Genomic DNA, 25,617 nt, shown 5'->3' on the forward strand with positions numbered 1-25,617 from the left:
CCTCCCAGCAAAGCACCGTAGGCGCCCGGGCACGACCCCCGCGTGAGCGTGGCCCGACCTGCCCACTGCTGACGGCCGGCGGACTCGGCGGGTACCCGCAGGCCGGTACGCGCATGCGCGCCGCGCCGGGGTGAGAGCCGCACCGGAACGCGAGAAGCTGGAAACCGGGCCGGCAGAGCGGCGGAAAATCGCCCCCGCGCGCGGTAGAACAAGGGAAGCCGGCAGCGCGACGAGGTGTCGGCCCGAGCGGCGAAGGCGGGCATGGGATGAGTGCAGCCGGGGCACCCCCGGCCGGGGACGGCGGCCCGGAGCGGGGGCCGGTGCGCCCCAGCGGGCTCCTCGACGTGCTGGGCGTGGCCTCGGTGGTGCTGGACGCCGAGGGGCGCGTGGTCCTGTGGAGCCCGCAGGCCGAGGAACTCTTCGGGTACACGGTGCACGAGGCGCTGGGCCAGTACGCGGCCCGGATCATGGTGCACGAGAAGCACCTGGACATGGTCGTCGACCTGTTCGCCGACGTGATGCGCACCGGGCAGAGCTGGGCGGGCGCGTTCCCCATCCGGCGCAAGGACGGCGGCACCCGCCTGGTGGAGTTCCGCAACATGCGGCTGCTGGACGACCAGGGCGAGGTCTACGCCCTCGGCCTCGCGGTCGACCAGTCGACGGTACGGCGGCTGGAACAGGACGTGGCGCTGTCCACCCGGATCGTCGCCCAGTCCCCCATCGGGCTGGCCGTGCTCGACACGCGCCTGCGGTACGTGTCCGTCAACCCCGCGCTGGAGCAGATCAACGGCATCCCCGCCGCGAAGCACCTGGGACGCACGGTCCGCGAGGTGCTGCCCCAGCTGGACATCGACGTCCTGGAGAACGCGGCCCGCCAGGTGCTGGACACCGGGCAGCCGGTCATCGACCGGTCCGCCGTCGGGCGCACGCCGGCCGACCCGGACGAGGACCACGCCTGGACGGTGTCGCTGTACCGGCTGGAGAACGCCCTCGGCACGGTGCTCGGCGTCGCCCTGTCGGTGGTCGACGTCACCGAGCAGTACCGGGCCGGGGTCGAGGCCGAGGCCGCCCGGCGCCGGCTGGCCGTCATCGCCGACGCCTCGGCCCGCATCGGCACCACCCTGGACCTGGACCGCACGGCCCGCGAGCTGGCCGAGGTGGCGGTGCCGGAACTCGCCGACGTGGCGGCGGTGGACCTTCTGGACGCGGTGGTCCGGGGCCGTCGCAGCACCCTCGGTCCGGGGGAACCCGCGGTGATCCGGGCCCTGGCCGTCCAGGGCGACCGGGCGCCGGACGCCCTGCGGGCCGCCGACCCGCCGGGCGGGATGGCCCGTTACGCGCCCGACCGGCTGGTCACCGAGTGCGTGCGCACGGCCCGGCCGGTGATGGTCCCGGTGGTCGAGGACGCGGACCTGCCGCGCATCGCCCGCTCCCCCGAGGCCGCCGAACTGCTCAGGCGGGCCGGCGTCCACTCCTACCTCGCCGTGCCGCTGATCGCGCGCGGCGAGGTGCTGGGCGCGCTGGACCTCAAGCGCTGCGGCAATCCGCTGCCGTTCGGCGACGACGACCTGCTGCTGGCGCGCGAACTGGCCTCCCGGGCGGCCGTGCAGATCGACAACGCCCGCTGGTACCAGAACGCCCGCGCCACCGCGCTCACCCTCCAGCGCAGTCTGCTGCCCAGCCTCCCGCCCCGCACGGGCGGGCTGGAACTCGCCTCCCGCTACCAGCCGGCGGGCGCAACCAGCGAGGTGGGCGGCGACTGGTTCGACGTGATCCCGCTGGCCGGCGAGCGGACCGCGCTGGTCGTCGGGGACGTGATGGGCAGCGGCATCCCGGCCGCGGCCACCATGGGCCGGCTGCGGACCGCCACCAACACCCTCGCCTCCCTCAACCTGGAGCCGGCGGCGCTGCTGGAACACCTGGACCGCATCTCCGGCGACCTCGACCAGGCGATCGCCACCTGCGTGTACGCCGTCCACGATCCCGCGCGACGGCGGTGCCTGATCGCCAACGCCGGGCACCTGCCGCCGGTGCGGGTGCGGGACGGGAGCGCCCCGGAGCTGCTCGACCTGCCCACGGGGGTGCCGCTCGGGGTGGGCGGGGTGTCCTTCTCGACCACCGTCGTCGGCCTGGAGCCGGGCGACCGGCTGGTGTTCTACACCGACGGGCTCGTGGAGACGCGGCGGCACCCGCTGGACGAACGGCTCGACCGGCTCCTCACCCTGCTGGACTGCCCCGACCTGCCCCTGGAGGAGGTGTGCGACCTCCTCCTGCGCACCCTGCACGAGCCCGACAACTTCGACGACGTGGCCCTGCTCATCGCCCGGGCGACGACCCCGGACTGACCGCCCGAGGCCCGTGCGCCGGGCCGCCCGGACCGGGCGCCACCCCGATCACCACGTGGGCGTCCTCCTCCTCGGCCACGGCCGAGCGGGTCCGCAGGCCGGCGGCGGTGAACGCCTCGGTCGCCGCGAGGGTCTGCCGTCGGCTCGTCTCGATGAGCAGGCACCCGCCGGGCGCCAGCCAGTCCGGGGCGCCGGCGGCCACCCGGCGCAGCACGTCCAGGCCGTCCGCCCCGCCGTCGAGCGCCACCAGCGGCTCGTGGTCGCGGGCCTCCGGGGGCAGCAGGCCGATCTCGCCGGTGGGCACGTACGGCACGTTGGCGGCGAGCACGTCGACCCGGCCCCGCAGCCGGCGCGGGAGTGCCTCGAACAGGTCACCGGTGTGGACCAGGCCGCCGGTGCCGGCGAGGTTGCGCCGGGCGCAGCGCACGGCCGCCGGGTCGAGGTCGGCGGCGTGCAGTTCCACGTCGCCGAGTTCGGCGGCCAGGGCCGCCCCGATGGCGCCCGAGCCGCAGCACAGGTCCACGACGACGGAGGCGTCCGGTGCCTGTGCAAGGGCCTGCGACACGAGGAACTCGGTGCGCCGGCGCGGTACGAAGACCCCGGGCACGACCCCGATGCGGCGGCCCCGGAAGCCGGCCCAGCCGACGACCTGTTCGAGGGGCACCCCGCGGGCGCGGCGCCCGGCCAGCGCGGCGGCCTCCCGGTCGGTGCGCGCGGTGGCGAGGATCAGCTCGGCCTCGTCCTCGGCGAACACACAGCCCGCGGCCCGCAGCACGGCCGCGACCGCGTCCCGGGAGGAGGGGCCGGGCGTCGGGACGAGCGGCGGGACGAGCGGCGCCGAATCGGCGGAACGCTGGACGAGCGGCGCGGAGTCGGCGGAACGCTGGACGGGCGACGGGGCGAGCGGCGGGCCCCCGGCGGACGGCGAGGAGTCGGGCGCCGGGCCCGGCGCGGGCGGACCGCCCGGGGCGGAGGCGGGGCGCTGGGACGACGCACCGTCGGGAGCCGGTACCCCGGTCGGTGGCAGGGACGGGGCGGGCGTGGGCGCCGCGGGTGACGGAGGCGTCCCCGTGCCGGAGAGCGGGTCCGCGGACGGGACGGGCATGGGCGCCGCGGGTGGCGAGGCGGGCCTCGTGCCGGAGAGCGGGTCCGCGGACGAGGACAGCGGGTCCACGGGCGGCTGGGACTGCATGGCGGTGGGCCTTTCGAGAGCCGTGGGACGCTCCCCCGCGGTCGCCTACAGCCGGTGTTCCGCGGCCCTGCGAGGCGGGTGCGCCCGACCTGAACGAGCGGTGATCGGTCCCACCTCCCCGGCTCCACAGGCCGCGCCCGCGCGCGGCCGGACCGTCACAGTACCGGACGCCGCGCGGTCCCCGCACCGCCGCGACGATCACCCCGCACCCCGTACCGTGGGACCCTGGAACACCCCGCACCCGCAACGGAACCACTGATCACGTGAACATCACCCGAGGCTTCACCGGCCGCCCCCGCGTGGCCGATCCCGGCCTGCCGCCCGGCCAGTACGACGCCCGTGACACCTGGCCCGTGCTGTCGGCCGAGGTCACCCCGGACCTGGCGCCCGCCGACTGGACGTTCCGCGTCGACGGGCTGGTCGCCCGGCCGCGCACCTGGGACTGGGACCAGGCGCACGCCCTGCCGGCCTCGGCGTACGAGGGGGCCATCCACTGCGTGACGGGCTGGTCGAAGTTCGGGGTGCGGTTCGGGGGCGTGTCCCTGGACGCCTTCCTGGACGAGGCACGGCCCCTGGACACCGCGCGTCACGTCATCGCGTACGCGCACACCGGCTACACCGCGAGTCTGCCGCTGGCGGACGTGACCGGCGGGCGGGCCTGGATCGTCTGGGACGCCGACGGCGAGCCGCTCACGCCCGAGCACGGCGCCCCGGCGCGCCTGGTGGTGCCGCACCTGTACTTCTGGAAGAGCGTGAAGTGGGTCGCCGGCCTGCGCCTGGTCGACCGGGAGGAGCCGGGCTTCTGGGAGGGCAACGGCTACCACCCGCGGGGCAACCCGTGGGAGGAACAGCGGTACTCCGGTGACTGAGACGACGGCCCGGCGGACTCCCGGGACCCAGCAGGCTTCCCGCACCGCGCCGACCGCGCGGGAGGGCCTCGTGCCGCCCACGCGGTTCGCCGTGCCCGGGCGGATCGCGGTGAACGAGGGGACCGCGTCCCGGTGGCGGACGGCGACGCTGACGGAGATCCGCCGGGAGACCCCGCGGGCGTCGACCTTCCGCTTCGCCGTGCCGGACTGGTCGCCGCACGTGCCGGGCCAGCACCTGATGGTGCGGCTGACCGCCCCCGACGGCTACGTGGCCCAGCGGCACTACTCCATCGCCTCCGCGCCGGACGACCCCGGGCACGTCGAGCTGACCCTGGACCGGGTGGCGGACGGCGAGGTGTCGGGCTGGTTCCACACCGTGGCGCGGCCCGGTGACCGGGTGGAGATGCGCGGCCCCCTCAGCGGCTTCTTCGCCTGGCCCGGCGACCGGCCCGCCCTGCTGCTCGGCGCCGGGTCCGGGGTGGTCCCGCTCATGTCGATGGTGCGGCACCACCGGTCCCGCGGCCTGTCCGTGCCGCTGCGGCTGCTGGTGTCGGCGCGCGGCCCCGAGGACCTGATCTACGCGCGCGAGTACGGCCCGGAGACCACCCCGGTGTTCACCCGGAGCGCCCCGCCGGGGGTGCCGGTGGGCCGGCTGACGGCCCGTCACGTCGCCCCGCTTCTGGCCGCGCCGCCGCCCGGCGGGTGGGAGGCGTACGTGTGCGGCTCCAACTCCTTCGCGGAGCACGCCGCCGGGCTGCTGGTGGCCGCCGGTCAGCCGGTGGACCGGATCCGCATCGAGCGCTTCGGCTGAACGGTGCCGATCGCCGGCGCCGGCCGGGGACGCCGCCGGTTTCGGCGCCGAGCGTCCGGGCACCCCTGCGGAGGGTCGGCGGGCGGGTGCGCGGCCCGCGCCACGGGGGTCGCGGCGCGGTCCGCGCATCCGCTGTCCGGCCCGGCGGACGGGTGGGACGACGGTGGGTCGACGGTGCGACGACGGCTGGGGAGGCCGGGATGCGAACGCCGATGGTGAGGGGCCGGCTGCTGCGGGGCAGTCCGCTGCGGCGCCGGTCGGACGCCGTCGAGGCGTGGACGGCCCTGGTGGTCGCCGTGCTGGTGGCCGTGGGCGCCCCGCTGGTGGGCGTGGTCGCGGCCCGGTGGGCGTACGTCGACGCCCGGACCGCCGCGGCGGAGCAGCGCGCGGAACGGCAGCGGGTGGCCGTGGAGGTCACCGGCCGGGCCACCGACGCGCGCCCCGCCACCCTGGAGCGCGGTCACGCCTACCGGGCGACCGTGCGCTGGACCGACCCGGACGGCGGCGTCCGCGAGGCCGAGGCACGGGTGCCCGCCACGGCCGGGGCGGGCGACCGGGTGCACGTGTGGTTCGACTCCCGGGGTCGGAACGTGCCGCCCCCGGTGGACGCCGCCACGGCCTGGCAGCACGCCGTCGGCGTGGGCGGCTTCGCCGCGGGCGGGGCGGCGGCCGCGGTGCTGGTGGTGCACGCCGCCGTGCGGTCGGCGGCGATGCGCCGGCGGCTGGCCGAGTGGGAGCGGGACTGGGCCCGCACGGGCCCCGAGTGGACCCGGCGCGGTGTCTGACCGGGTGGCCGGACGGCCCCGGCTCCGACCGGGTGGCGGAACGGGCCCTGGCGGGGTCCCGCACGGCGTCCGTACGGTGTGATCGTGTACGCGTACTTCACTGACGGAGGCGGTAGTTGATGGCCCGGTTCGACCTTCCCCTCGACGGACTGCGCGAGTACCGCGGGTCCGGCACGGAGCCCGCGGACTTCGACGCCTTCTGGTCCAAGACGCTCGCCGAGGCGCACGCGCACGATCTGGACGCCCGCTTCGAGGAGGTCGACACGGAGCTGTCCACGGTGCGGGTGTTCGACGTGACCTTCGCCGGCTTCGGCGGGCACCCGGTCAAGGGCTGGCTGACGCTGCCCGCCGGTGCCGACCGGCCGCTGCCGCTGGTCGTGGAGTTCATCGGCTACGGCGGGGGCCGCGGTCTGCCGCACGAGCACCTGCTGTGGGCGTCCACCGGCCGGGCGCACTTCGTGATGGACACCCGGGGCCAGGGCGGCGCCTGGGGGCCCGCGGAGGGCACCCCCGACCCGGTGGGCAGCGGTCCCGCCTACCCCGGGTTCATGACCCGCGGCCTCCACGACCCCGCGCAGTACTACTACCGACGGGTGTTCACGGACGCCGTGCGCGCGGTGGAGGCGGCCCGCGCGCACCCGCTGACGGACGCGGACCGCACCGTGGTCGTGGGCTCCAGCCAGGGCGGGGGGCTGGCGCTGGCGGTGGGCGGACTGCTGCCGGACCTGGCGGGCGTGGCGCCGGACGTGCCCTTCCTCTGCGACTTCCCGCGCGCGGTGACGCTGACCGACCGGCCCCCGTACCGGGAGATCGGGCTGTTCCTCAAGGGGCTCCCGGGACGGACCGACGACGCGCTGCGCACCCTGGCGTACTTCGACGGTGTGCACTTCGCGGCCCGCGGGCGGGCGCCGGCGCTGTTCGCGGTGGCCCTGGAGGACCAGACGTGCCCGCCCTCGACCGTGTTCGCGGCCTTCAACTCCTGGGCGCACGAGGAGAAGTCGATCGAGGTGTACGACTTCAACGACCACGAGGGCGGCGGAGCGTTCCACGAGGCGGTCAAGCTGCGCTGGATGCGCGCGTACGCCTGACGGCCGCCGGCGGGTGAGCGTCGCCCCGCGCGGGGTGTGCCGTGTCCGGCGGCGGGCGGATGGGTTCCGCCGCCGGGGCCCGACCTTCCTCGCGGTCCCAGGCGACCGGACGGCCCTGGCCGTCCCGGAGCGACTCGCGATCGCGGACTCGGCCTCACGGTCCCGTTCCTGCCGGCCCTTTCTCGCGGACTCGGCCTCACGGTCCCTTTCCTGCCGGCCCTTCCTCGCGGACCCTCCCTCGCGGGCTCTTCCTCACGGCCCCTTTCCTGCCGCCCCTTCCTCACGGTCCGACCAGTCGGTATGTTCTGGGCTGCGCCGGGCCGCGTCGTCGGAGCCCGGGGCTCCACGACGGCCACGGAGGGCCCATGTCCGAGCACGAGGTTCTGGTTCACGGTCACTGCGACCCGCGTTTCGCGGCGGTGCGGGAGGCGTTCGAGGAGAACTTCCGGGCGCGGGGGGAACTGGGCGCCGCGGTGGCCGTGACGGTGGACGGCCGGACCGTGGTGGACCTGTGGGGCGGGTGGGCGGACGCGGCCCGCACGCGACCCTGGGAGCGGGACACCGTGGTCAACGTGTGGTCCACGACGAAGGGCCCGGTGGCCCTGTGCGCGCACCTGCTGGCCGACCGGGGGCTGCTCGACCTCGACGCCCCGGTGGCCGCGTACTGGCCGGAGTTCGCAGCCGCGGGCAAGGAGGACGTCCTGGTCCGCCACCTGCTGTCCCATCGGGCCGGTCTGGCGGGGCTGCGCGAGCCGCACACCCTGGAGCAGCTCTACGACTGGGACCTGACCACGCGCCGGCTGGCCGCGACGGAGCCCTGGTGGGAGCCCGGCACCCGGTCCGGCTACCACGCTCTGACGTACGGTCACCTCGTCGGCGAGGTCGTGCGGCGGGTGTCGGGGCTGCTGCCCGGCGCCTTCCTGGAGCGGGAGGTGACCGGCCCCCTCGGTATCGACTTCACCGTGGGCCGCCCCGAGAAGGACGCCGGCCGGATCGCCGAACTGGTGCAGGATCCGGCCGCGCCGGGCGGGGAGCGGGCCGCGCCGGCGCCGGTCGCGCTCGCCGCGCTGGCGAATCCGCTCGCGGGCGCGGCCACCGCCAACACCCCCGCGTGGCGGGCCGCGGAGATACCGGCCGCCAACGGGCACGGCACCGCCCGGGCCGTCGCCGACCTGTACGGCGTGCTCATGGGGCGCGACCCGCGCGAGGGCCGCCGGCTGCTGTCGGCCGGGGCGGCGGAACGGGTGCGCGAGGGGCAGGGCCCCTGCCGGGACCTGGTGCTGGGCGCGGGCTTCGGACGGGACACCGAGATCGGGCTGGGCCTCTGGCTCAGCGGACCCCACGCCTCGTACGGCCCCAACCCGCGGGCTTTCGGACACGACGGGTTCGGCGGCTCGTGCGGGCTCGCGGACCCGGAGGCCGGCGTGTCGATGGGGTACGTGATGAACCGGATGGGGCCCCACATCGCCGACGACCCCCGCAAGACGGCCCTGATCGACGCCGTCCACGGGGCCCTGTGAGGCGGGCGGCGCCGGGTGCGGTTTCGGCCGAAGTAGAGGATTGCTCTTCCCTGCTGGTTTAGACCAATGGTAGATGTGATGGCGCACCGATCCCGAGCGCATACGGAACGTCACCATCAGGAGGCGCGGCATGACCCGCACCACCCCCCAGGACCCCGCGTCGGCCGACGGCGAACCCCTGTACCGGCGGATCGCTACGGAACTGCTCGGCGAGCTGCACGCCGGGACCATCCCGCCCGGCGAGCGACTGCCGGGCGAGCGCCGACTGGCCGGGCACTTCGGCGTCAGCCGGGAGACCGTACGGCAGGCGCTGGAGGTGCTGCGCCGCGACGGTCTGGTCGCCACCGACCGGCGGGGCAGCCACGCCACCCTGCCCGGCCTGCCGGTGGAGACGCCCGCCTCCCTCACGTTCCCGGTGGGCGCGCGGTGCGCCGGACGGGGGGCGGTGGCCCGGGCGACGATCGCCTGGGAGCATCCGCCGCCCGGTCACGCGGAGGTGTTGGACCTGGCACCCGCCCGGCCGACCCTGGTGCACCGCTACTGGTCGGCGTCGGCGGACGGGCGGGAGCAGCGGACCGCGGTGACATCGTTTTCCGCGACGGCGCTCGCCGAGGTGCCGGAGCTGGCCCGCTACCGCGGGCGTGCCGACGGCACAGCCGCCGCCGAGCTGCGGCGCGCCTACGACTGGCTGCGCCGGGCCGGTCTCACCCTGCACCACCGCGACACGATCTCCCGCATCGCGGGCACGCCGTCGGTGCGGGTCACCCGGCGGGTGCACGACCAGTACGCGCGGCCGTTGGAGATCACCGAACTGGTCGTCGACAGCCAGCAGGACGCCCTGGTCTACGAGTTCACGCTGCCGGCCGCCGTGTGACGTGAGCGGGGCCGGCCGTCGGGGCGGCGACGGCTCGGACACGATCGGACGCGCCCCGCGGGCACGCCCGGGACCCCCCTCAGGTCACGTTCCTGGGCGTCACGGCGCGTGCGTCACGACGCGCGCGTGCGTCACGGCGCGTGCGCTACGGCGCGTGCGTCACGCCTCCGCACGTACGCCGACGACTCCCCGGCGTCACACCCCGGGGAACCACGGCCCGCCGGTCACGCCTCCTGGCGCACACCGACGACCAGGCGCACTCGCGGACTGCCGTCGGGCCGTCGCCCGAACTCGGGGAGCGGCTGGAACTCCACCCGGAACCCCGCCTCCTGCAGGGCCCGCACGAGGTCGCCGAAGCGCAGGGCCCGGTAGTACATGACGAACGGCGGGCGCCACAGGGCGTTGCGCACCCGCATCACCGTGTCGAAGCCGAGCAGTACGGCGTGGGCGGGCGTGCCGGGCCGGGGCGGCGCGACGACGGGGAGGGCGAACCGGCCTCCCGGCCGCAGCACCGAGTGGACCTGCGCGAACAACCCGGGCACCTCGTCCGGCAGGAAGTGGCCGAGGGCTCCGAAGCTCACCACGAGGTCGAAGACCCGGCCGAACGGCAGGGCCCGGGCGTCGGCGCGCACCCAGTCGACCGGCGGCCCGCCGGGACGGGTCCGCTCGCGCGCCACGGTCAGCATGCCGGCGCTGAAGTCGACGGCGGTGACGCGTCCGCGGCACAGCCCGGCCAGCACCTCCACGCCCGCGCCGGTGCCGCAGCACAGGTCGAGCCCGCGGTCGAAGGGTCCGGTCCGGCGCAGCGCCGAGGCGGTGGCGTGCAGCAGCCCGTCGGGGGTGCGGAAGGGGGTGTGGTCGAACTTCGGCGCCAGGAGGTCGTAGCCGTGCTCCACGGACGAGAGCGCCTGGACGGCGAGTTCGCGCAACCGGGGGCCTTCGGGGCTGAACATCGGCTCAGCCTAGTACCCGGGCGCGGCACCGGCCGAGGGTCCGTCACCCGGGGCCCGGCGCCGACCGAGGGTCCGTCACCCGGACCCCGGCGCCGGCCGGGCTCCACCCCGTGGCCCCGGGCTGTGCCGGAGCCGGCTCCTCGCGGGCGCGGACGGCCAGGACCGTGAGGACGCGCTCGCACCAGCGCAGGTTCTCCTCCTCGAAGCCGATGCCGCCGAGCAGGGTGAGGTACGGGCCCACCCGGTCGGCCTCCCGGAGGTACTCCTCCTCGGTGCGGCCGTCCAGGAGGCGTTCGCGCACCCGGGTGTAGCGGGCCAGCTTGCCCAGGGCCCAGTCCCTGCGCTCCTCGACGAGGGCCCGGGTCGCCTCCGGCGGGACCCCGTCCATGGCCTGGATCTTGATCAGCAGCTCGTCGCGGATGGCGGTCGGGCGCCGGGGCGGGGTCGCGGCGAAGTCGTCCAGTCCCGCGCGGCCCGCCTCGGTGAGGGAGAACATCCGCTTGTCCGGGCGGCGTTCCTGCCGGACCACCCGGGCCTCGATGAGTCCGTCCCCGGCGAGCCGTTCGAGTTCCCGGTAGAGCTGCTGGGGCGTGGAGGCCCAGAAGTTGGCGAACGAGACGTCGAAGAGCTTGGACAGTTCGTAGCCCGACGCCTCGCCCTCCAGGAGCGCGGCCAGCACGGCGTACTTGAGCGACATGTGGACAGGGTAGCGGCGGGTGATTATTCTCTTCCGCACCTATTCAATTAGTTGACTATGAGGGAGATCCGATGCGCGCGTTCCGCGAGGCGGTGGAGGCGCACGACCTGGATGCCGCCGTGGCCCTGCTGGCCGAGGACGTCGTCTTCACCAGCCCGGTGGTGTTCAAGCCGTACGCGGGCCGGGCGATCACCGCCGCGATCCTGCGCGCGGTGGCGGAGGTCTTCGAGGACTTCTGCTATGTGCGCGCGATCGACGACGCCGGGGGCCGCGACCACGCCCTCGTCTTCACCGCACGGGTCGGCGACCGGGAGATCGAGGGGTGCGACTTCCTCCACGTCGACGACGACGGGCTGATCGACTCGTTCACGGTGATGGTCCGCCCGCTGTCGGGCGCGCAGGCGCTGGCGGCGGCCATGGGCGCGCGGTTCGAACAGATCGCCCGGCAGGCCGGGCAGGCCGGGCAGACCGGGCAGGCGGGGCAGGCGGGGCAGGCGGCCGACCCGGCCTGAGGCCCGACGGACGCTCACCGGCCGCACCCTGCCGCCCCGGCGCTCTCGCCGCGCCTCCGACCACCCCCGGTACCCCGGCCGTCCCCGCCGCCCCGGCGTTCTCGCCCCGCCTCCGACCGCCCCCGGTACCCCGGCCGTCCCCGGCCGCCCCGGCGTTCTCGCCGCGCCCCGGCATCCCGCCGGGGAGGAGTGGCGTGCGGCATCCGGGTGCTCGGGGACCTCGCCCGGCCCGGGCAGCGCGGTGCGGCTCCGGTCCGTTTCTACGTTGGCGGGATGACGATCGGATTTGCTTCGCGGGCCGTCGCCGCCGGGTGCGCCCTCTGCGCGGCCGGCCTGCTGGCGGCCGGGCCGGCCGCCGCGACCGCCCGTCCGGGGGCGGGCACCGACCTGCGACCGCCGGACGGCCGGGCCACCGCCGCGGCCGCTCCGGCGGCGCTGCTGTACCGGAGCGGCACCCAGGTCCGTCCCCGCGCCGGGGCCCCCGATGTCCCGGACCTGTCCGCCCGGTCGTGGCTGGTGGCCGACGCCCGCACCGGAGCAGTGCTGGCCGGGCACGACGCGCACCGGAAACTGCCTCCGGCCAGCACCCTCAAGGCACTCTTCGCGCTCACCCTGCTGCCCATCCTGCCGGGCGGGCTGCGCCACACGGTCAGCGCGAAGGAACTCGAGGGGATCGGTGCCGGCAGCAGTCTGGTCGGGGTGGCCGAGGACCGCGCCTACCGGGTCTCCGATCTGTGGAACGGCGTGTTCCTCAGCTCCGGCAACGACGCCGTGCACGTGCTGTCCGCCCTCAACGGAGGGCAGCGGGCCACGGTGACACGCATGCAGGCCAAGGCGCGCGCCCTGGGCGCCCGCGACACCCGGGTGAAGTCGCCCGACGGGTACGACGCGCCCGGCCAGGTGTCCTCGGCGTTCGACCTGGCGGTGTTCGGCCGGGCGGGGCTGCGCAACCCCGACTTCGCCCGGTACTGCGCCCGCGCCGAGGCCCGCTTCCCCGGCCGGGACGGAGGGTCGTACGGCATCCTCAACACCAACCGCCTGCTCACCGGCGCGGACGGCGTGCGGCCCTACCGGGGTCTGGTCGGGATCAAGAACGGTTACACCACACACGCCGGCCACACGCTGATCGCCGCGGCCCGACGGAACGGGCGCACGCTGGTGGTGTCGGTGATGAACCCCCGCTCGGGCCACCGGCACGCCGTGTACGAGGAGGCGCGCTCCCTGCTCGACTGGGGGTTCGAGGCGGCCGGGCGGGTCGACCCGGTCGGTTCGCTCGACGCCGGGCGGGCCACCGAGGGCGCCACCGAGGCCGCCGCGGCGGCGGGCCCCCAGGCCCGTCCCGTCGGCGCCGCCGCGGCCGGGGACGCGGGTGGCACCCCCGGACGTCCGGTGGCCTGGACCGTCGCCGGTGCCGCGCTGCTCGGAGCGGCGGCCGTGGCGCTGGTGCTGCGCCTGCTCTTCGGCCCGGCCCCGCGCGACTGAGCCGGCGCGCCCGGGCCCCGACGACCGGGGCCCCGCCACGGGATACCGGGACGGGGAGGGGCGTCGCAGGCCGACCGGCCACGAGGGAAACCTGGGCCGGAGGCCCACCCGGCTCAGAAGACCGACAGGCCGGTCAGGGTGGTGAAACGGTCCAGGGCGGCCACGCCCGCCACCGAGTTGCCGTGCTCGTCCAGGCCCGGGCTCCACACGCACAGGGTGCAGCGGCCCGGCACGACGGCGATGATCCCGCCGCCCACCCCGCTCTTGCCCGGCAGGCCCACCCGGTAGGCGAAGTCCCCGGCCGCGTCGTAGGTCCCGCAGGTCAGCATCACGGCGTTGACCTGCTTGGCCTCGCTGCGGCTGAGCAGGCGGGTGCCGTCGGCGCGTAGACCGTGCCGGGCCAGGAAGGAGGTGGCCGACGCCAGGTCCCCGCAGGACGCGGCGACGGAGCACTGCCGGAAGTACTGGTCGAGCAGGACCGGCACGGGGTTGTCGATGTTGCCGTAGGACGCCATGAAGTGGGCGAGGGCCGCGTTGCGGTTGCCGTGGGCGTCCTCGGAGGCGGCGATCTCCAGGTCGAAGTCCAGGCCGGGGTTGCCGCTCTCGGCCCGCAGCAGGGCGAGGAGTTCCCCGGCCGCGTCGCCGGTCCGCGTGTGCAGCCGGTCGGTGACGACGAGGGCGCCCGCGTTGATGAACGGGTTGCGCGGGATGCCGTCCTCGTACTCCAGTTGCACCAGCGAGTTGAAGGGGTTGCCGGACGGCTCGCGGCCGACGTGCTCCCAGAGGACGTCGCCCTCCCGGGCCAGCACCAGCGCCAGGGTGAAGACCTTGGTGATCGACTGGGCCGAGAAGGGCTCCCGCCAGTCCCCCACCCCGTACACCGTGCCGTCCAGTTCGGCGACGGCCATGCCGAAGCGACGCGGGTCGCGGGCCGCGAGGGCCGGGATGTAGCCGGCGGGAACGCCCCGGCCGGGCGTGCGCTCGATCTCCTCCGCGATGCGCTCCAGCACCGGCAGGAAGGTCATGGACGTCGTCATGATCCCCATTGTGCGCGCTCCCCCGCGCGCCGCCGCCGGGGCCTGTCCGGGACCGAGCAGCTGGCGATCAGCGGCTCCCTCGAGCGCTGGTGAGCGGGATCGGACCCGGGGCACGACCCGCCGGGCAGGGCCCAGCCGAGCGAGGCCCTACGCCCACAGGAGACGGGCCAGCGCGGCGCCCGCGAAGGCGGCGCCCGTGCCGGTCACGACGCTCGCCGTGACGTTGACGGCCGCGAGCAGCCGGTCGCCGGACTCGGCCAGCCGGAGCGTCTCGTGGGAGAAGGTCGAGTACGTGGTGAGGGCCCCGCACAAGCCGGTGCCGAGCAGCAGCCCGAGCCGGGGGCCGGCGGCGCCCGCCGCGATCGCGCCGGTGAGCAGACCGAGGACCAGGCAGCCGGTGACGTTGACGAGGAACGTCCCCCACGGGAACGCCTTGTCGTGCCGGGAGCGCACCGCGTGGTCGGTGAGGTACCGCAGGACCGCGCCGGCCATCCCGCCCAGCACGACGAGGAGCCAGGTCACGGGGCGCCCCCGCCGGTGGGCTCCGGCGCCCTGCGGAGGGGACCGGGGGCGGCCACCCGCAGGACGCGGCGGGTAGCCGCGGTGGCCGTCCACACGGCGGCCAGCGCGGCGACCGGCGTGCCCGCGAGGAGCACGAGCGCGAGGCCCGCGCGCCCCGACTCGATCAGGCGCAGGCCGTCCACGGTGTACGTCGAGAAGGTCGTGAAGCCGCCCAGGAACCCGGTGCCGAGGAACGGCCGGACGAGCGGGTGGACGGCGCGGGCCTCGGTGACCGTCACCATGAGCACCCCGATCAGGGCGCAGCCGAGGACGTTGACCCCGAGGGTGGTCCACGGGAAGCGGTCCGGCGCGACGGGCCACCACAGCGTGGCCGCGTGGCGCGCGGCGGCACCCGCCGCTCCGCCGAGGGCGACGACGGCCAGGACCGGGAGGCCGGGGAACCGCACGGCCCGGACGGGGCGTGCGCTGGGCGGGGGTGTCACCGGGGCGCGTCTCCTACTCGCGGGCGGCCCGGGCGTCGTCCGGGCGCGGTCATGAGCAGGGACCGTCGGCGGCGGTGCGCGGTTCGGGACGGCGGGCCCCACCGCCGTGCCGTGGGCGGGCCCACGGCGGTCCCCAGCCTAACGCGGCGGACCGCATGGCCGTCCGGGGCGGCCGGGGGGCGAGCGGACGGACCGGACCAGCCGGACGGGCTTGGTCCGGCCGTCCTCCGCCGTCGCGCTCCGGCCGTCCGCCCACGCGGACCTGCCACAGCGGCCGACGGTCCGGCCGGCCAGCCCACCCGCCCGCCCGCCGCAGCACGACAGGTCCGCGGGCGGGGGCGCGCCGTGTGGGCCGGTGCTCCGGCTGTTCTGCGTCTGCCCGTCTGCCCGGCCGATCCGGCCTGTCTGCCCGTCTGCTCCGTCGGCCCACCGATGGCTGCGGACGGCCGGGGCGCGTGCGCGCGGGGCGCTACCAGCCCTTCTCGACCAGGCGTGCCACCTCGGCGATGCGTACCTCGTCCCGCCGGTAGCGGGGTGCGCCGTCGGCGCGGTCGACGTGCAGCAGGCCGAGCGCGGCGAGGAGTCCGAGGTGGGTGCGGGCCACCGGGTCGGGCATCCGGAAACGGGCCGCGACGGCGTCGGCGGTGGCGCCCCTCTCGGCGAGTTCGGGGTGCTTGAGCCACATCAGGATGTGCAGCCGTGTCCCGTCGACGGGAGTCCTCAGCATGTCGTCCACCTCCACCGCGGGTGCCGCTCTGCGGGCTCCTCCACTGTCGCGCAGTCCGGGTCCCGCTGTCCCGGGCTCGGGGGCGCTTGGCGGGTCGATGTCGTTGCGGAGTACCCAAGTTGGCCGATGCGGCCCTCTTGGCGGCGGTCAGCGGCGCCACGAACCGGACGACCTCCCCGGCGACGCGGCAGGACGCGGCAAGCGGTGCGGTGCATCGCGACCCGCCGACGGGGAGCGGTCGCCCGGGCGACCGGGGGTGGACGGTGCCTCAGGGGCGGGCGAGCAGGGTGCGGACGCCTTCGGAGGTGAGCGTGAGGCTGTGTTCGGAGCTGCCGTCGATCGTGAGGGACAGTTCCTCGGCCGGCCACTGGGCGGCGAGCGCTCCGAGCGGCACCAGCCGGTAGCGGGAGACGAAGGGCAGCAGCCCGGTCATCTCCAGTTCCGAGGTGAACACCGGGACCACCTGGGTGCCGCCGGGCTGCTCCAGCACCGGCAGTGCCACGGCACCGGGGTCGGCCGCCTCCTCGTCGCCCGTGTCGTCGGGGACCGGGATCAGGACGTCGCTGTCCGCCAGGGCGTCCAGCGCGGCGGTGTCCTCGGTGTCGTGCGCGAGCGCGTCCAGGGCGCGCTGCGCGGGCGTGGGGGCGTTGTTCTCGTGCGCGGGTGTTTCCATGACAGATCCCTGCTGGCGGAGGTGCGTGCGACCGCCCGGATCAAGATCGTTTCCGGGCGCGGGTGCTGCACGCGTACCCGGTCCGCGACGGCGCAACCCTGCGGAACCGACCCCCTGCCGCTCCCCTGAAACGCATGGCTATCATATGAGCGCCGTCTAGCTCGAAAGATGATCCTGTGACTGTCAACGAAGACTCGTTCACCGCCTGGCAACACCGCGAGGAGATCGCGGAGTCGATGATCCCGATCATCGGGAAGCTGCACCGCGAGCGGGACGTCACCGTCCTGCTGCACAGCCGCTCTCTGGTGAACAAGTCGGTGGTCAGCATTCTCAAGACCCACCGCTTCGCCCGGCAGATCGCCGGCGAGGAACTCTCCGTCACCGAGACGCTGCCGTTTTTGAAGGCCCTCACCGCGCTCGACCTCGGCCCGTCCCAGATCGACCTCGGCATGCTGGCCGCGACGTACCGGACGGACGACCGCGGCCTGTCGGTGGCCGAGTTCACCGCGGAGGCGGTGGCGGGCGCGACCGGTGCGAACAAGATCGACCGCCGTGAACCGCGCGACGTGGTCCTCTACGGCTTCGGCCGCATCGGCCGGCTCCTCGCCCGGCTGCTGATCGAGAAGTCCGGCTCCGGCAACGGCCTGATGCTGCGCGCCATCGTCGTCCGCCAGGGCGGTGAGCAGGACCTCGTCAAGCGTGCCTCGCTGCTGCGCCGCGACTCGGTGCACGGGCAGTTCCAGGGCACGATCACCGTGGACGAGGCGAACAGCACGATCGTCGCCAACGGCAACAGCATCAAGGTGATCTACGCGAACGACCCCTCACAGGTCGACTACACGGCGTACGGCATCAAGAACGCGATCCTGATCGACAACACCGGCAAGTGGCGCGACCGCGAGGGCCTCTCGCAGCACCTGCGCCCCGGCGTCGACAAGGTCGTCCTGACCGCGCCCGGCAAGGGCGATGTGCCCAACATCGTGCACGGGGTCAACCACGACACCCTCAAGCCGGACGAGCAGATCCTGTCCTGCGCCTCCTGCACGACCAACGCGATCGTGCCGCCGCTGAAGGCGATGGCCGACGAGTACGGCGTGCTGAGCGGACACGTGGAGACCGTCCACTCCTTCACCAACGACCAGAACCTGCTGGACAACTACCACAAGTCCGACCGCCGCGGCCGTTCCGCGCCGATGAACATGGTGATCACCGAGACCGGCGCCGCCTCGGCCGTCGCTAAGGCGCTGCCGGACCTCAAGGCGCGCATCACCGGCAGTTCCATCCGCGTTCCGGTGCCCGACGTCTCCATCGCCATCCTGAACCTTCGCCTGGGCCGGGCGACGAACCGTCAGGAGGTCCTGGACCACCTGCGGAAGGTGTCGCTGACCTCGCCGCTGAAGCGTCAGATCGACTTCATCAGCGCTCCCGACGCGGTCTCCAGCGATTTCATCGGCTCGCGCCACGCGTCCATCGTCGACGCCGGCGCCCTGAAGGTGGAGGACGACAACGCGATCCTCTACCTCTGGTACGACAACGAGTTCGGCTACTCCTGCCAGGTCGTCCGGGTCGTCCAGCACGTCTCGGGCGTGGAGTACCCGACCTACCCGGCCCCGGCGGTCTGACGCCGGACGTCCCACCGGTCCGCCGATCCCACCGATCCGCCGATCCGCCGGTGCGCACCCCCGGTGCGGGACCGTGGCCCCCGGTCACGGTCCCGCACCGGGGGCGTCCCCGCGTCCGAGGCGGCGACGGCGGGCGCGAGCGCCCTGGGTCCTGTCGTCACCTTCCCTCGCGCCCGGTACCGGGTGATCGTCACCGGTCCGGACGGAATCGCTCCGCCCGGATCGGTGACGGTACGCGAACCCCTGGGTCCAGATCGGTAACGATCACCCGGTAACGCTTGCCGAGCGCGAAACACTTCCTACGCTGCGTGCATGTCCCTCTTCAGCAGTCGCACCAGCCGACGTCCCCGTATCGTTCCCGCCCTCGACGACGCCGACCTGGCCCGCGGTCTGAAGCAGTTGAGCAAGCGGGGAGTCGGCGGGGGCCGGGCCCCCGAGGTGTCGGTCGTCGCCACGCTGCTGCGGGAGGCGGGCGACGACTGGGACCGTCGCAGCCACCGCGCGTCCGTGCTGGCGGAGGCGGTGGCCGGGACCGAGCTGGCCGCTGCCTGGCTGGACCGCGAGCCGGACAACGCCGACGCGCTGGTGTTCCACTCCTGGGTCGGCCTGGCGCGCGGCCTGCGCGACCGTCGGGTGGAGGACGCCGCCCAGTTGGTGCACCAGTGCCACCGGGCGGCCGAGGCCGACCCCGCCGACCCGACGCCCTGGGTGGTCCTGCTCGGCCTGGCCCGCGTCGAGCGGTACGCGCAGAACGACGTCAACGCGATCTGGCGGGAGGCCACGGCCCGCGACCGCTGGCACCGTGAGGCGTACGTGCAGATGCTCGCCTACCTCTCGCCGGAGGAGGGCGGTTCGAGCGCGTCGGTGCTGGACTTCATCGACGTGGTGCGCACCCGCATCCCCGCCAACGCGCCCTGCGCGGCGATCGAGATCACGGCCGCCGTCCGCCAGTACCAGGGCCTGCTGGCGCAGGGCGGGGTGCGGGCCATGACCGCGGGCCAGTTGTGGGACGGCGGGCAGATCGCGGCGGCCGTCGAGCAGGCCGCCGGGCTGTGGGCGAAGCCCGGCTTCTTCCAGCACGCTGCGGCGCTGGCCGACCTGAACGTGCTGGCGTACGCGCTGTGCGCGGCCGGGCGGGCCGCCGACGCGCACCACGTCTTCCAGGTGCTCCAGGGCACCGTCACCCCGTGGCCCTGGGACGTCGACGGCCCGGCGGTGCAGCGGTTCGAGCAGCACCAGGCGAAGGCGGAGCGGGGGCGGCAGGGAGGCATCGGCGGGAACTGACGCCGCCCGGCCGCCCCCCGCGGTCAGTGCCGGTCGAAGACCGTCCCGACGGCCTCGCGCAGCGCCGCCTCCGGGTCGGTGACCGGCCCCTCGGAACGCCAGGCCACGAACCCGTCGGGGCGTACCAGGACCGCGCCGCCGGCGGTGATGCCGTGCGCCGCCGCCCAGTCGGCGCCGTCCGCCGGCCGGAGATCGGTGTCCGGTCCGTCGCCCACCCGGTACGAGGTGAGCGGCACGGACAGCCGCTGCGCCACCCGGTCCGCCGCCGCGTGCCAGGGGCATGCGGAGCCCGCGGCGCTCAGCAGGACGGGCGTGCGCTCGTACAGGTCCAGCGTGGACAGGCGCGCGCCGTCCCGCTCCAGCCACAGGTGCGGGGCGCGGCTGCCGGGCTCGCCGGTCAGCCGTACCCCGTCGGGGACGACGGGCGCGGCGGGGTCGGTGCCGAGGACCGCGCCCCGGGGGTAGCGGTAGGCCAGGGCGACGTTGAGGATGCCGCCCTTGCGTCCGCCGGGCCCGCCCGTCTGTTCGGCGGGGGTGTAGCCGGGGTGGCTGTGCTCGACCGAGCGTGACGAGGCGCGGGCGCTGGTGGCCTCGGCGACGGGCCGGCGTTCGGCGTCGTAGGAGTCCAGCAGCCGCGGCCCGGCCCAGCCGTCGAGCACCGCGGCCAGCTTCCAGGCGAGGTTGTGGGCGTCCTGGATGCCGGTGTTGGACCCGAAGGCCCCCGTGGGAGACATCTCGTGGGCGGAGTCGCCGGCGAGGAACACCCGGCCGTCGGCGTACCGTTCGGCGACCCGCTCGGCGGCGTGCCAGGCGGCGCGGGCGGTGATGGTGACGTCCAGGTCGGGTACGCCGACGGCCCGCCGGATGTGGGCGGTGCACCGCTCGTCGGTGAACTCCTCCAGCGTCTCGCCGTGTTCGGGGTGCCAGGGGGCGTGGAACACCCAGCGCTCGCGGTTGTCCACCGGCAGCAGGGCCCCGTCCCCGTCCTCGCCGGTCAGGTAGCAGACGATGAACCGCTGGTCCCCCACCACGTCGGCGAGGTCGCGGGAGGTGAAGGTGATGCTGACGTTGTGGAACAGGTCGCCGGGGCCGTTGTGGGCGATGCCGAGGCGCTCGCGGACGGGGCTGCGCGGGCCGTCGGCGGCGACGAGGTAGTCCGCCCGGATGGTGGTGTGTTCGCCGGTGTCCCGGCTCTTGACCCGGGCGGTGACCCCGTCGGCGTCCTGGTCGAAGGACATCAGTTCCGTGTGGAAGCGCAGGTCGCCGCCGAGTTCGCGGGCCGCCTCCACCAGCACGGGCTCGACGTCGTTCTGGCTGCACAGGCACCAGGCGGTGGGGCTGAAGCGGGCCAGGCCGCCGCCGGGGTCGATCTCGCGGAACAGCCACTCGCCCGCGTCGCTCGTCAGGCTCGGCGTCTGCAGGATGCCGTGGTTGTCCGCCAGCACCGTCGCGGCCCGCTTGATCCGGTCCTCGACGCCCGCGGTCCGGAACAGCTCCATGGTGCGGACGTTGTTGCCGCGCCCGCGCGGGTGCACGGACGTGCCGGCGTGGCGTTCGACCAGCGTGTGGGGGACACCGAGGCGTCCGAGGAACAGGGAGGTGGACAGGCCCACGAGCGAGCCGCCGACGATGAGGACGGGCGTGCGGTGCCCGACCTCGCCGGCCTCTTCGATTCGGTTCATGACAGAGCGCCTCCAGCATCGCCCGCGCGGGGCTGCGGAACGGGACGCCCCCTTACATGCCCGGCGGGGAGGGGCGCGCGTCGCCGCGGCACCCGGTTGGCGCGGGGTTCACCCGGGTGCACCGTGTCGCTCGCGCCCTGTGGGGGCCGCGTCGACCATCGAGGCATGGCGACCCCGGCCCCCTTCGGACAGGCGGTCGTTCCTGACCCTCGAGCTGTACTTCCGCGAAGAAGAGGAGAGGTGTGCCGGATGACCATGTCGGGACGCATATCGCAGTCCGCCTTCGACGGCTCCAGGCTGCGGGTGATCCTGCTGCTCGACCTGTACGAGGGAGCGCAGCAGCAGTTCCTCGACGCGTACGAGCACATGCGGAGCAAGGTCGCCTCCGTCCCCGGTCACATCAGTGACCAGCTCTGCCAGTCCATCGAGAACCCCTCGCAGTGGCTCATCACCAGCGAGTGGGAGAGCGCCCCGCCGTTCCTCGCCTGGGTGAACAGCGAGGAGCACGTGGAGACCGTCCGGCCGATGCACAGCTGCGTCCGCGACACCCGCTCGATGCGCTACACCGTGCTGCGGGAGACCCACCGCGACCAGCCGTCGGACGCGGGCGCCGCGGCCGGCCTGCAGACCGCCGTGCGGGTGGGCGACGGAGTGGCCCGCCACGCCCTGACGTTCACCGTGAAGCCGGGCTCCGAGTCGAAGGTCGCCGAACTCCTGGCCGGGTACGAGTCCCCCGAGGCCCGGGTCGACGAGACCACCCGGCTGCGCCGCACCTCCCTGTTCATGCACGGCAACCGGGTCGTCCGGGCCGTGGAGGTGGAGGGCGACCTGCTGGCCGCGCTGCGGCACGTGGCGAAGCAGCCCGGGGTGCGGGCGGTCGAGCAGGCCCTGGACCCGTACCTGGAGCAGGAACGGGACCTCACCGACCCCGACTCCGCGCGGGTGTTCTTCACCCGCGCCGCGCTGCCCGCCGTGCACCACGTGGTGTCCGGCGGACCGGAACCGGCCGGGCTGCGGCGGCACATGCTGTACTACCCGGCCGTCACCGGCCGCGGCACGGACCTCGCCCGGTTCCTCGCCCACCAGGACGAGGCCGCGGCCGAGGACCCGTCCGGCCCGGTGTACGCGAGCACCGTCTTCCAGCGCGACGACATCGTGGTCCGCCTGGTCGACGTCACCGGCGACCTCGACCTCGACCCGCACGCCGCCCTCGGCATCAAGGGCGCCGGCAAGGCCGCCGAACTGGAGCGGCTGCTGGACGGCGCCGCGATCGGCGTCGAGGGCTCCCTGGACTCGGAGCGCACCCTCAACCGGCTCCTGTCGCACGCCGACATGATGCCGGTCACCGACCGCAGCGCGGCGGCTTCCTGACGGTCAACCGCGGCGACGCCGGGCCGTCGACGCCCCGGCGTCCCGCACCAACCGGAGGTACCCATCATGTCCAAGCATCATCCACGCATCGTGGACCTGAGCGAGACGGAACCCAACCGCCGGCGCGGCGGTGACCTCAGGACCCTCCTCACGCCCGCCACGGTGGGCTCCACCAGCGGGTTCATGGGGCTGGCCATCATCAAGCCCGGTGAGCGCATCGGCGAGCACTACCACCCGTACTCCGAGGAGTTCGTGTACGTCGTCAGCGGCGCGCTCGAGGTGGACCTGGACGGCGAGCCGTTCGCGCTGCGCGCCGAGCAGGGCCTGCTGATCCCCGTCGACATGCGGCACCGCTTCCGCAACGTCGGTGACGAGGAGGCCCGCATGGTCTTCCACCTCGGTCCGCTGGCCCCGCACCCGAGCCTGGGCCACGTCGACACCGAGGAGAACGTCTCCAGCGAGGCCGGGCCGCAGCTCACGGTCGGCGGGCCCGAGCACGGGCGGCCGTCCGAGCCCAGTGGGGCCATAAAATGACCCGGCGAGTGGCCGTCACCGGTATCGGTGTGGTCGCTCCCGGGGGTACCGGGACGACGGCGTTCTGGGACCTCCTCGCAGCCGGCCGCACCGCCACCCGCGGCATCACCCTGTTCGACCCGGCGGGACTGCGCTCCCGCATAGCCGCCGAGTGCGACTTCGATCCCTTCGAGCACGGCCTCGATCCGGAGCTGTGCCAGCACGCGGACCGCTACATCCAGTTCGCGGCGGTCGCGGCCGACGAGGCGGTGCGGGAGGCCGGGCTCGACTCGTCCCCCGCCGACCCCTGGCGCACCGCGGTCAGTCTCGGCAGCGCGGTCGGCGGCACCACCCGGCTGGAGCACGACTACGTCCGGGTCAGCGAGCACGGCAGCCGCTGGGACGTCGACCACCGGGCGGCCGAGCCGAAGCTGCACCTGGCGTTCCAGCCGAGCACCCTCGCCTCGGTCGTCGCCGAACGCTTCGGCGCGCGGGGCCCCGTGCAGACCGTCTCCACGGGCTGCACCTCCGGGCTCGACGCGGTCGGCTACGGCTTCCACACCGTCGCCGAGGGCCGCGCGGACGTCTGCATCGCGGGGGCGTCCGACTCCCCCATATCGCCGATCACCATGGCGTGCTTCGACGCCATCAAGGCGACGTCGCCCAACAACGACGATCCCGCGCACGCCTCCCGTCCCTTCGACGCCCGTCGCGACGGTTTCGTCATGGGCGAGGGCGCCGCGGTGCTCGTCCTGGAGGACTACGAGCACGCCCGGGCCCGGGGCGCGGAGATCCTCTGCGAGATCGGCGGGTACGCCACCTTCGGCAACGCCTACCACATGACCGGGCTGACCAGTGAGGGTCTGGAGATGGCCCGCGCCATCGACAGCACGCTGGAGCAGGCCCGGATCGATCCCACGCGCATCGACTACGTCAACGCGCACGGCTCCGGCACCCGCCAGAACGACCGGCACGAGACGGCGGCGGTGAAGCGGTCGCTGGGCGCGCACGCCCACGACACGCCCATGAGCTCCATCAAGTCCATGGTGGGGCACTCCCTGGGCGCGATCGGCGCGATCGAGGTGGTCGCCTGCGTCCTGGCGCTGAAGCACCAGGTGGTGCCGCCGACGGCGAACTACGAGACCCCCGACCCGGAGTGCGACCTGGACTACGTGCCGCGCACCGCCCGTCCGCGGAAGCTGGACCACGTGCTCTCCGTGGGCAGCGGGTTCGGCGGCTTCCAGTCCGCGGTGCTGCTGACCGGGCCGGGCGGGAGGACTCCATGAGCACACAGCGCACACAGCGCACACAGGGCGGCCTGCGCGGCCGGCCTCCCCGGGGCGCCGCCGTCACCGGCATCGGTGTGATCGCGCCCAACGGCACGCGCACCGACGCGTTCTGGAAGGCCGTCAGCGAGGGCGTCGTCGTACTGGACCGGATCACCCGGGAGGGCTGCGACCACCTGCCGCTGCGGGTGGCCGGCGAGGTTCGCGGCTTCGACGCGGCGGACCTGATCGAGGACCGGTTCCTCGTGCAGACGGACCGGTTCAGCCACTTCGCGATGGCGGCGGCCTCCCTCGCCCTCGACGACGCCGGGCTCGGCAGCGGTGACCCCGCGGAGCCGTTCGGCGTCGGGGTGGTCACCGCCGCCGGATCCGGAGGCGGCGAGTTCGGCCAGCGGGAGCTGCAGAAACTCTGGGGCCAGGGCCCCAAGTTCGTCGGCCCCTACCAGTCGATCGCCTGGTTCTACGCGGCGAGCACCGGCCAGATCTCCATCCGCGGCGGCTTCAAGGGGCCCTGCGGTGTGGTGGCCGGCGACGAGGCCGGCGGGCTGGACGCCCTCGCGCACGCCACGCGTGACGTGCGGCGGGGCACCGGCACCATGCTGGTCGGCGCCGCCGAGGCGCCCCTGGCCCCCTATTCGATGGTGTGCCAGCTCGGCTACCCCGAACTGAGCACCGTCGAGGAGCCCGAGCGGGCCTACCTCCCGTTCACCGAGGCGGCGTGCGGTTTCGTGCCCGCCGAGGGCGGCGCCCTGCTCGTCGTCGAGGACGAGGAGCAGGCCCGTCGGCGGGGTGCCGCCGTGCGGGCCACCCTGGCCGGGCACGCCGCCACCTTCACCGGGGCGTCGCGCTGGGCGGACTCCCGCGCGGGCCTCGCCCGGGCGATCGAGGGTGCCCTGGCGGAGGCGGGCTGCGCCCCCGAGGACGTCGACGTGGTGTTCGCCGACGCGATGGGCGTGCCCGAGGCGGACCGCGCCGAGGCGCTGGCGATCACCGACGCCCTCGGCGCCCACGGCAGCCGGGTCCCCGTCACCGCTCCCAAGACCGGCTACGGGCGGGCGCACTGCGCGGCGCCGGTGCTGGACACGGTGGCCGCGGTGCTCGCCATGGAGCACGGCCAGGTGCCGCCCACCCCCAACGTGTCCGCCGGCTGCCACGACCTCGACCTGGTGACGTCGCGGGCCCGCCCGGCCGAGCTGCGCACCGCCCTGGTCCTCAGCAGGGGACTGATGGGTTCCAACGCGGCGCTGGTCGTGCGCCGCGGTGGCGAGTCCGCCCGGTAGGTCCGGGCGG

The 25,617-nt window shown here is 74.9% G+C and carries 24 protein-coding genes; 15 read left to right on the forward strand and 9 right to left on the reverse strand.

Features of this window, described 5'->3' with window-relative positions; genetic code table 11:
- Positions 1–266 precede the first annotated feature (266 nt).
- On the forward strand, positions 267–2,345 hold the full coding sequence (locus tag AB0F01_RS26260) for a SpoIIE family protein phosphatase (RefSeq protein ID WP_362100505.1): 2,079 nt from the start codon (positions 267–269) through the stop codon (positions 2,343–2,345).
- Here AB0F01_RS26260 and AB0F01_RS26265 read toward each other — a convergent pair.
- A complete protein-coding gene (locus AB0F01_RS26265; RefSeq protein WP_362100670.1) occupies positions 2,317–3,120 on the reverse strand; it encodes a putative protein N(5)-glutamine methyltransferase in 804 nt (267 codons plus the stop codon). The two genes, AB0F01_RS26260 and AB0F01_RS26265, sit on opposite strands and share 29 nt — an antisense overlap.
- Positions 3,121–3,800: 680 nt before the next feature.
- On the opposite strand from AB0F01_RS26265, the gene AB0F01_RS26270 reads away from it, so the two are divergent.
- The 6 genes from AB0F01_RS26270 (at position 3,801) to AB0F01_RS26295 (ending at position 9,484) form a co-directional block, all read left to right on the forward strand.
- On the forward strand, positions 3,801–4,406 hold the full coding sequence (locus AB0F01_RS26270; protein ID WP_362100508.1) for a sulfite oxidase-like oxidoreductase: 606 nt from the start codon (positions 3,801–3,803) through the stop codon (positions 4,404–4,406).
- 91 nt (positions 4,407–4,497) lie between these two features.
- Positions 4,498–5,217, forward strand: a complete 720-nt coding sequence (locus tag AB0F01_RS26275) for a ferredoxin reductase (RefSeq protein WP_362100673.1) — start codon at positions 4,498–4,500, stop codon at positions 5,215–5,217.
- Between the two features lie 200 nt (positions 5,218–5,417).
- Positions 5,418–6,002 carry a DUF3592 domain-containing protein gene (locus AB0F01_RS26280; protein WP_362100511.1) on the forward strand — a complete coding sequence of 195 codons (585 nt, stop codon included), beginning with the start codon at positions 5,418–5,420 and terminating at the stop codon, positions 6,000–6,002.
- Between the two features lie 119 nt (positions 6,003–6,121).
- The gene (locus AB0F01_RS26285) at positions 6,122–7,090 is read left to right on the forward strand and encodes an acetylxylan esterase (protein ID WP_362100514.1); all 969 of its coding nucleotides are present in this window, start codon (positions 6,122–6,124) and stop codon (positions 7,088–7,090) included.
- 365 nt (positions 7,091–7,455) lie between these two features.
- A complete protein-coding gene (locus tag AB0F01_RS26290; RefSeq protein ID WP_362100517.1) occupies positions 7,456–8,610 on the forward strand; it encodes a serine hydrolase domain-containing protein in 1,155 nt (384 codons plus the stop codon).
- A 130-nt stretch (positions 8,611–8,740) separates the two neighbouring features.
- A complete protein-coding gene (locus AB0F01_RS26295) occupies positions 8,741–9,484 on the forward strand; it encodes a GntR family transcriptional regulator (protein WP_362100520.1) in 744 nt (247 codons plus the stop codon).
- 224 nt (positions 9,485–9,708) lie between these two features.
- Here AB0F01_RS26295 and AB0F01_RS26300 read toward each other — a convergent pair whose 3' ends face one another.
- Together AB0F01_RS26300 and AB0F01_RS26305 are read right to left on the reverse strand one after the other, a co-directional pair.
- Entirely contained in the window at positions 9,709–10,437 is a 729-nt protein-coding gene (locus tag AB0F01_RS26300) for a class I SAM-dependent methyltransferase (RefSeq protein ID WP_362100522.1), read from the reverse strand.
- A 43-nt stretch (positions 10,438–10,480) separates the two neighbouring features.
- The gene (locus tag AB0F01_RS26305) at positions 10,481–11,134 is read right to left on the reverse strand and encodes a PadR family transcriptional regulator (RefSeq protein WP_362100525.1); all 654 of its coding nucleotides are present in this window, start codon (positions 11,132–11,134) and stop codon (positions 10,481–10,483) included.
- Between the two features lie 71 nt (positions 11,135–11,205).
- On the opposite strand from AB0F01_RS26305, the gene AB0F01_RS26310 reads away from it, so the two are divergent.
- Positions 11,206–11,646 carry a nuclear transport factor 2 family protein gene (locus AB0F01_RS26310; protein ID WP_362100528.1) on the forward strand — a complete coding sequence of 147 codons (441 nt, stop codon included), beginning with the start codon at positions 11,206–11,208 and terminating at the stop codon, positions 11,644–11,646.
- A gap of 273 nt (positions 11,647–11,919) precedes the next feature.
- Positions 11,920–13,128, forward strand: coding sequence for a serine hydrolase (locus tag AB0F01_RS26315; RefSeq protein WP_362100531.1), 1,209 nt, complete (start codon positions 11,920–11,922; stop codon positions 13,126–13,128).
- Positions 13,129–13,241: 113 nt separating this feature from the next.
- Here AB0F01_RS26315 and AB0F01_RS26320 read toward each other — a convergent pair whose 3' ends face one another.
- The 5 genes from AB0F01_RS26320 to AB0F01_RS26340 form a co-directional block, all read right to left on the reverse strand.
- On the reverse strand, positions 13,242–14,174 hold the full coding sequence (locus tag AB0F01_RS26320) for a glutaminase (protein WP_362100534.1): 933 nt from the start codon (positions 14,172–14,174) through the stop codon (positions 13,242–13,244).
- 138 nt (positions 14,175–14,312) lie between these two features.
- Positions 14,313–14,687, reverse strand: a complete 375-nt coding sequence (crcB, locus tag AB0F01_RS26325; RefSeq protein ID WP_362100536.1) for a fluoride efflux transporter CrcB — start codon at positions 14,685–14,687, stop codon at positions 14,313–14,315.
- Positions 14,684–15,169, reverse strand: a complete 486-nt coding sequence (locus AB0F01_RS26330) for a CrcB family protein (RefSeq protein WP_362100539.1) — start codon at positions 15,167–15,169, stop codon at positions 14,684–14,686. Before AB0F01_RS26330 ends, crcB begins: the two co-directional genes overlap by 4 nt.
- Positions 15,170–15,638: 469 nt before the next feature.
- On the reverse strand, positions 15,639–15,896 hold the full coding sequence (locus tag AB0F01_RS26335; protein WP_362100542.1) for an ArsR family transcriptional regulator: 258 nt from the start codon (positions 15,894–15,896) through the stop codon (positions 15,639–15,641).
- A 268-nt stretch (positions 15,897–16,164) separates the two neighbouring features.
- Entirely contained in the window at positions 16,165–16,569 is a 405-nt protein-coding gene (locus tag AB0F01_RS26340) for an SseB family protein (protein WP_362100545.1), read from the reverse strand.
- Positions 16,570–16,745: 176 nt separating this feature from the next.
- On the opposite strand from AB0F01_RS26340, the gene AB0F01_RS26345 reads away from it, so the two are divergent.
- Both AB0F01_RS26345 and AB0F01_RS26350 read left to right on the forward strand, forming a co-directional pair.
- Positions 16,746–18,191 (forward strand): glyceraldehyde-3-phosphate dehydrogenase, encoded by a 1,446-nt coding sequence (locus AB0F01_RS26345; protein ID WP_362100547.1) that lies wholly within the window; start codon positions 16,746–16,748, stop codon positions 18,189–18,191.
- A 312-nt stretch (positions 18,192–18,503) separates the two neighbouring features.
- Positions 18,504–19,475, forward strand: coding sequence for a hypothetical protein (locus tag AB0F01_RS26350; RefSeq protein WP_362100549.1), 972 nt, complete (start codon positions 18,504–18,506; stop codon positions 19,473–19,475).
- Positions 19,476–19,498: 23 nt separating this feature from the next.
- Here AB0F01_RS26350 and AB0F01_RS26355 read toward each other — a convergent pair whose 3' ends face one another.
- Positions 19,499–21,157 carry an FAD-dependent monooxygenase gene (locus AB0F01_RS26355; RefSeq protein WP_362100551.1) on the reverse strand — a complete coding sequence of 553 codons (1,659 nt, stop codon included), beginning with the start codon at positions 21,155–21,157 and terminating at the stop codon, positions 19,499–19,501.
- Between the two features lie 249 nt (positions 21,158–21,406).
- On the opposite strand from AB0F01_RS26355, the gene AB0F01_RS26360 reads away from it, so the two are divergent.
- The 4 genes from AB0F01_RS26360 to AB0F01_RS26375 all read left to right on the forward strand — a co-directional run bounded on the left by AB0F01_RS26360 (position 21,407) and on the right by AB0F01_RS26375 (position 25,607).
- Entirely contained in the window at positions 21,407–22,528 is a 1,122-nt protein-coding gene (locus tag AB0F01_RS26360; protein ID WP_362100554.1) for a SchA/CurD-like domain-containing protein, read from the forward strand.
- A gap of 66 nt (positions 22,529–22,594) precedes the next feature.
- A complete protein-coding gene (locus tag AB0F01_RS26365) occupies positions 22,595–23,062 on the forward strand; it encodes a cupin domain-containing protein (RefSeq protein ID WP_362100557.1) in 468 nt (155 codons plus the stop codon).
- Positions 23,059–24,327, forward strand: coding sequence for a beta-ketoacyl-[acyl-carrier-protein] synthase family protein (locus AB0F01_RS26370; RefSeq protein ID WP_362100560.1), 1,269 nt, complete (start codon positions 23,059–23,061; stop codon positions 24,325–24,327). Before AB0F01_RS26365 ends, AB0F01_RS26370 begins: the two co-directional genes overlap by 4 nt.
- Positions 24,324–25,607: a ketosynthase chain-length factor gene (locus tag AB0F01_RS26375; protein ID WP_362100563.1), complete on the forward strand. Its 1,284-nt coding sequence runs from the start codon at positions 24,324–24,326 to the stop codon at positions 25,605–25,607. Before AB0F01_RS26370 ends, AB0F01_RS26375 begins: the two co-directional genes overlap by 4 nt.
- Positions 25,608–25,617 lie beyond the last annotated feature (10 nt).

The organism is Streptomyces sp. NPDC029526, from assembly GCF_040637405.1.
Taxonomy (GTDB): domain Bacteria; phylum Actinomycetota; class Actinomycetes; order Streptomycetales; family Streptomycetaceae; genus Streptomyces.

Excerpts from the sequence above, each read along its gene's own strand:
- AB0F01_RS26355 (WP_362100551.1), bottom strand. The coding sequence starts at position 21,157 with ATGAACCGAATCGAAGAGGCCGGCGAGGTCGGGCACCGCACGCCCGTC.
- AB0F01_RS26285 (WP_362100514.1), top strand. The coding sequence starts at position 6,122 with ATGGCCCGGTTCGACCTTCCCCTCGACGGACTGCGCGAGTACCGCGGG.
- AB0F01_RS26260 (WP_362100505.1), top strand. The coding sequence starts at position 267 with ATGAGTGCAGCCGGGGCACCCCCGGCCGGGGACGGCGGCCCGGAGCGG.
- AB0F01_RS26315 (WP_362100531.1), top strand. The coding sequence starts at position 11,920 with ATGACGATCGGATTTGCTTCGCGGGCCGTCGCCGCCGGGTGCGCCCTC.
- AB0F01_RS26305 (WP_362100525.1), bottom strand. The coding sequence starts at position 11,134 with ATGTCGCTCAAGTACGCCGTGCTGGCCGCGCTCCTGGAGGGCGAGGCG.
- AB0F01_RS26335 (WP_362100542.1), bottom strand. The coding sequence starts at position 15,896 with ATGCTGAGGACTCCCGTCGACGGGACACGGCTGCACATCCTGATGTGG.
- AB0F01_RS26320 (WP_362100534.1), bottom strand. The coding sequence starts at position 14,174 with ATGGGGATCATGACGACGTCCATGACCTTCCTGCCGGTGCTGGAGCGC.
- AB0F01_RS26375 (WP_362100563.1), top strand. The coding sequence starts at position 24,324 with ATGAGCACACAGCGCACACAGCGCACACAGGGCGGCCTGCGCGGCCGG.
- AB0F01_RS26280 (WP_362100511.1), top strand. The coding sequence starts at position 5,418 with ATGCGAACGCCGATGGTGAGGGGCCGGCTGCTGCGGGGCAGTCCGCTG.
- AB0F01_RS26295 (WP_362100520.1), top strand. The coding sequence starts at position 8,741 with ATGACCCGCACCACCCCCCAGGACCCCGCGTCGGCCGACGGCGAACCC.
- AB0F01_RS26290 (WP_362100517.1), top strand. The coding sequence starts at position 7,456 with ATGTCCGAGCACGAGGTTCTGGTTCACGGTCACTGCGACCCGCGTTTC.
- AB0F01_RS26350 (WP_362100549.1), top strand. The coding sequence starts at position 18,504 with ATGTCCCTCTTCAGCAGTCGCACCAGCCGACGTCCCCGTATCGTTCCC.
- AB0F01_RS26370 (WP_362100560.1), top strand. The coding sequence starts at position 23,059 with ATGACCCGGCGAGTGGCCGTCACCGGTATCGGTGTGGTCGCTCCCGGG.
- AB0F01_RS26340 (WP_362100545.1), bottom strand. The coding sequence starts at position 16,569 with ATGGAAACACCCGCGCACGAGAACAACGCCCCCACGCCCGCGCAGCGC.
- AB0F01_RS26310 (WP_362100528.1), top strand. The coding sequence starts at position 11,206 with ATGCGCGCGTTCCGCGAGGCGGTGGAGGCGCACGACCTGGATGCCGCC.
- AB0F01_RS26360 (WP_362100554.1), top strand. The coding sequence starts at position 21,407 with ATGACCATGTCGGGACGCATATCGCAGTCCGCCTTCGACGGCTCCAGG.
- AB0F01_RS26365 (WP_362100557.1), top strand. The coding sequence starts at position 22,595 with ATGTCCAAGCATCATCCACGCATCGTGGACCTGAGCGAGACGGAACCC.
- AB0F01_RS26300 (WP_362100522.1), bottom strand. The coding sequence starts at position 10,437 with ATGTTCAGCCCCGAAGGCCCCCGGTTGCGCGAACTCGCCGTCCAGGCG.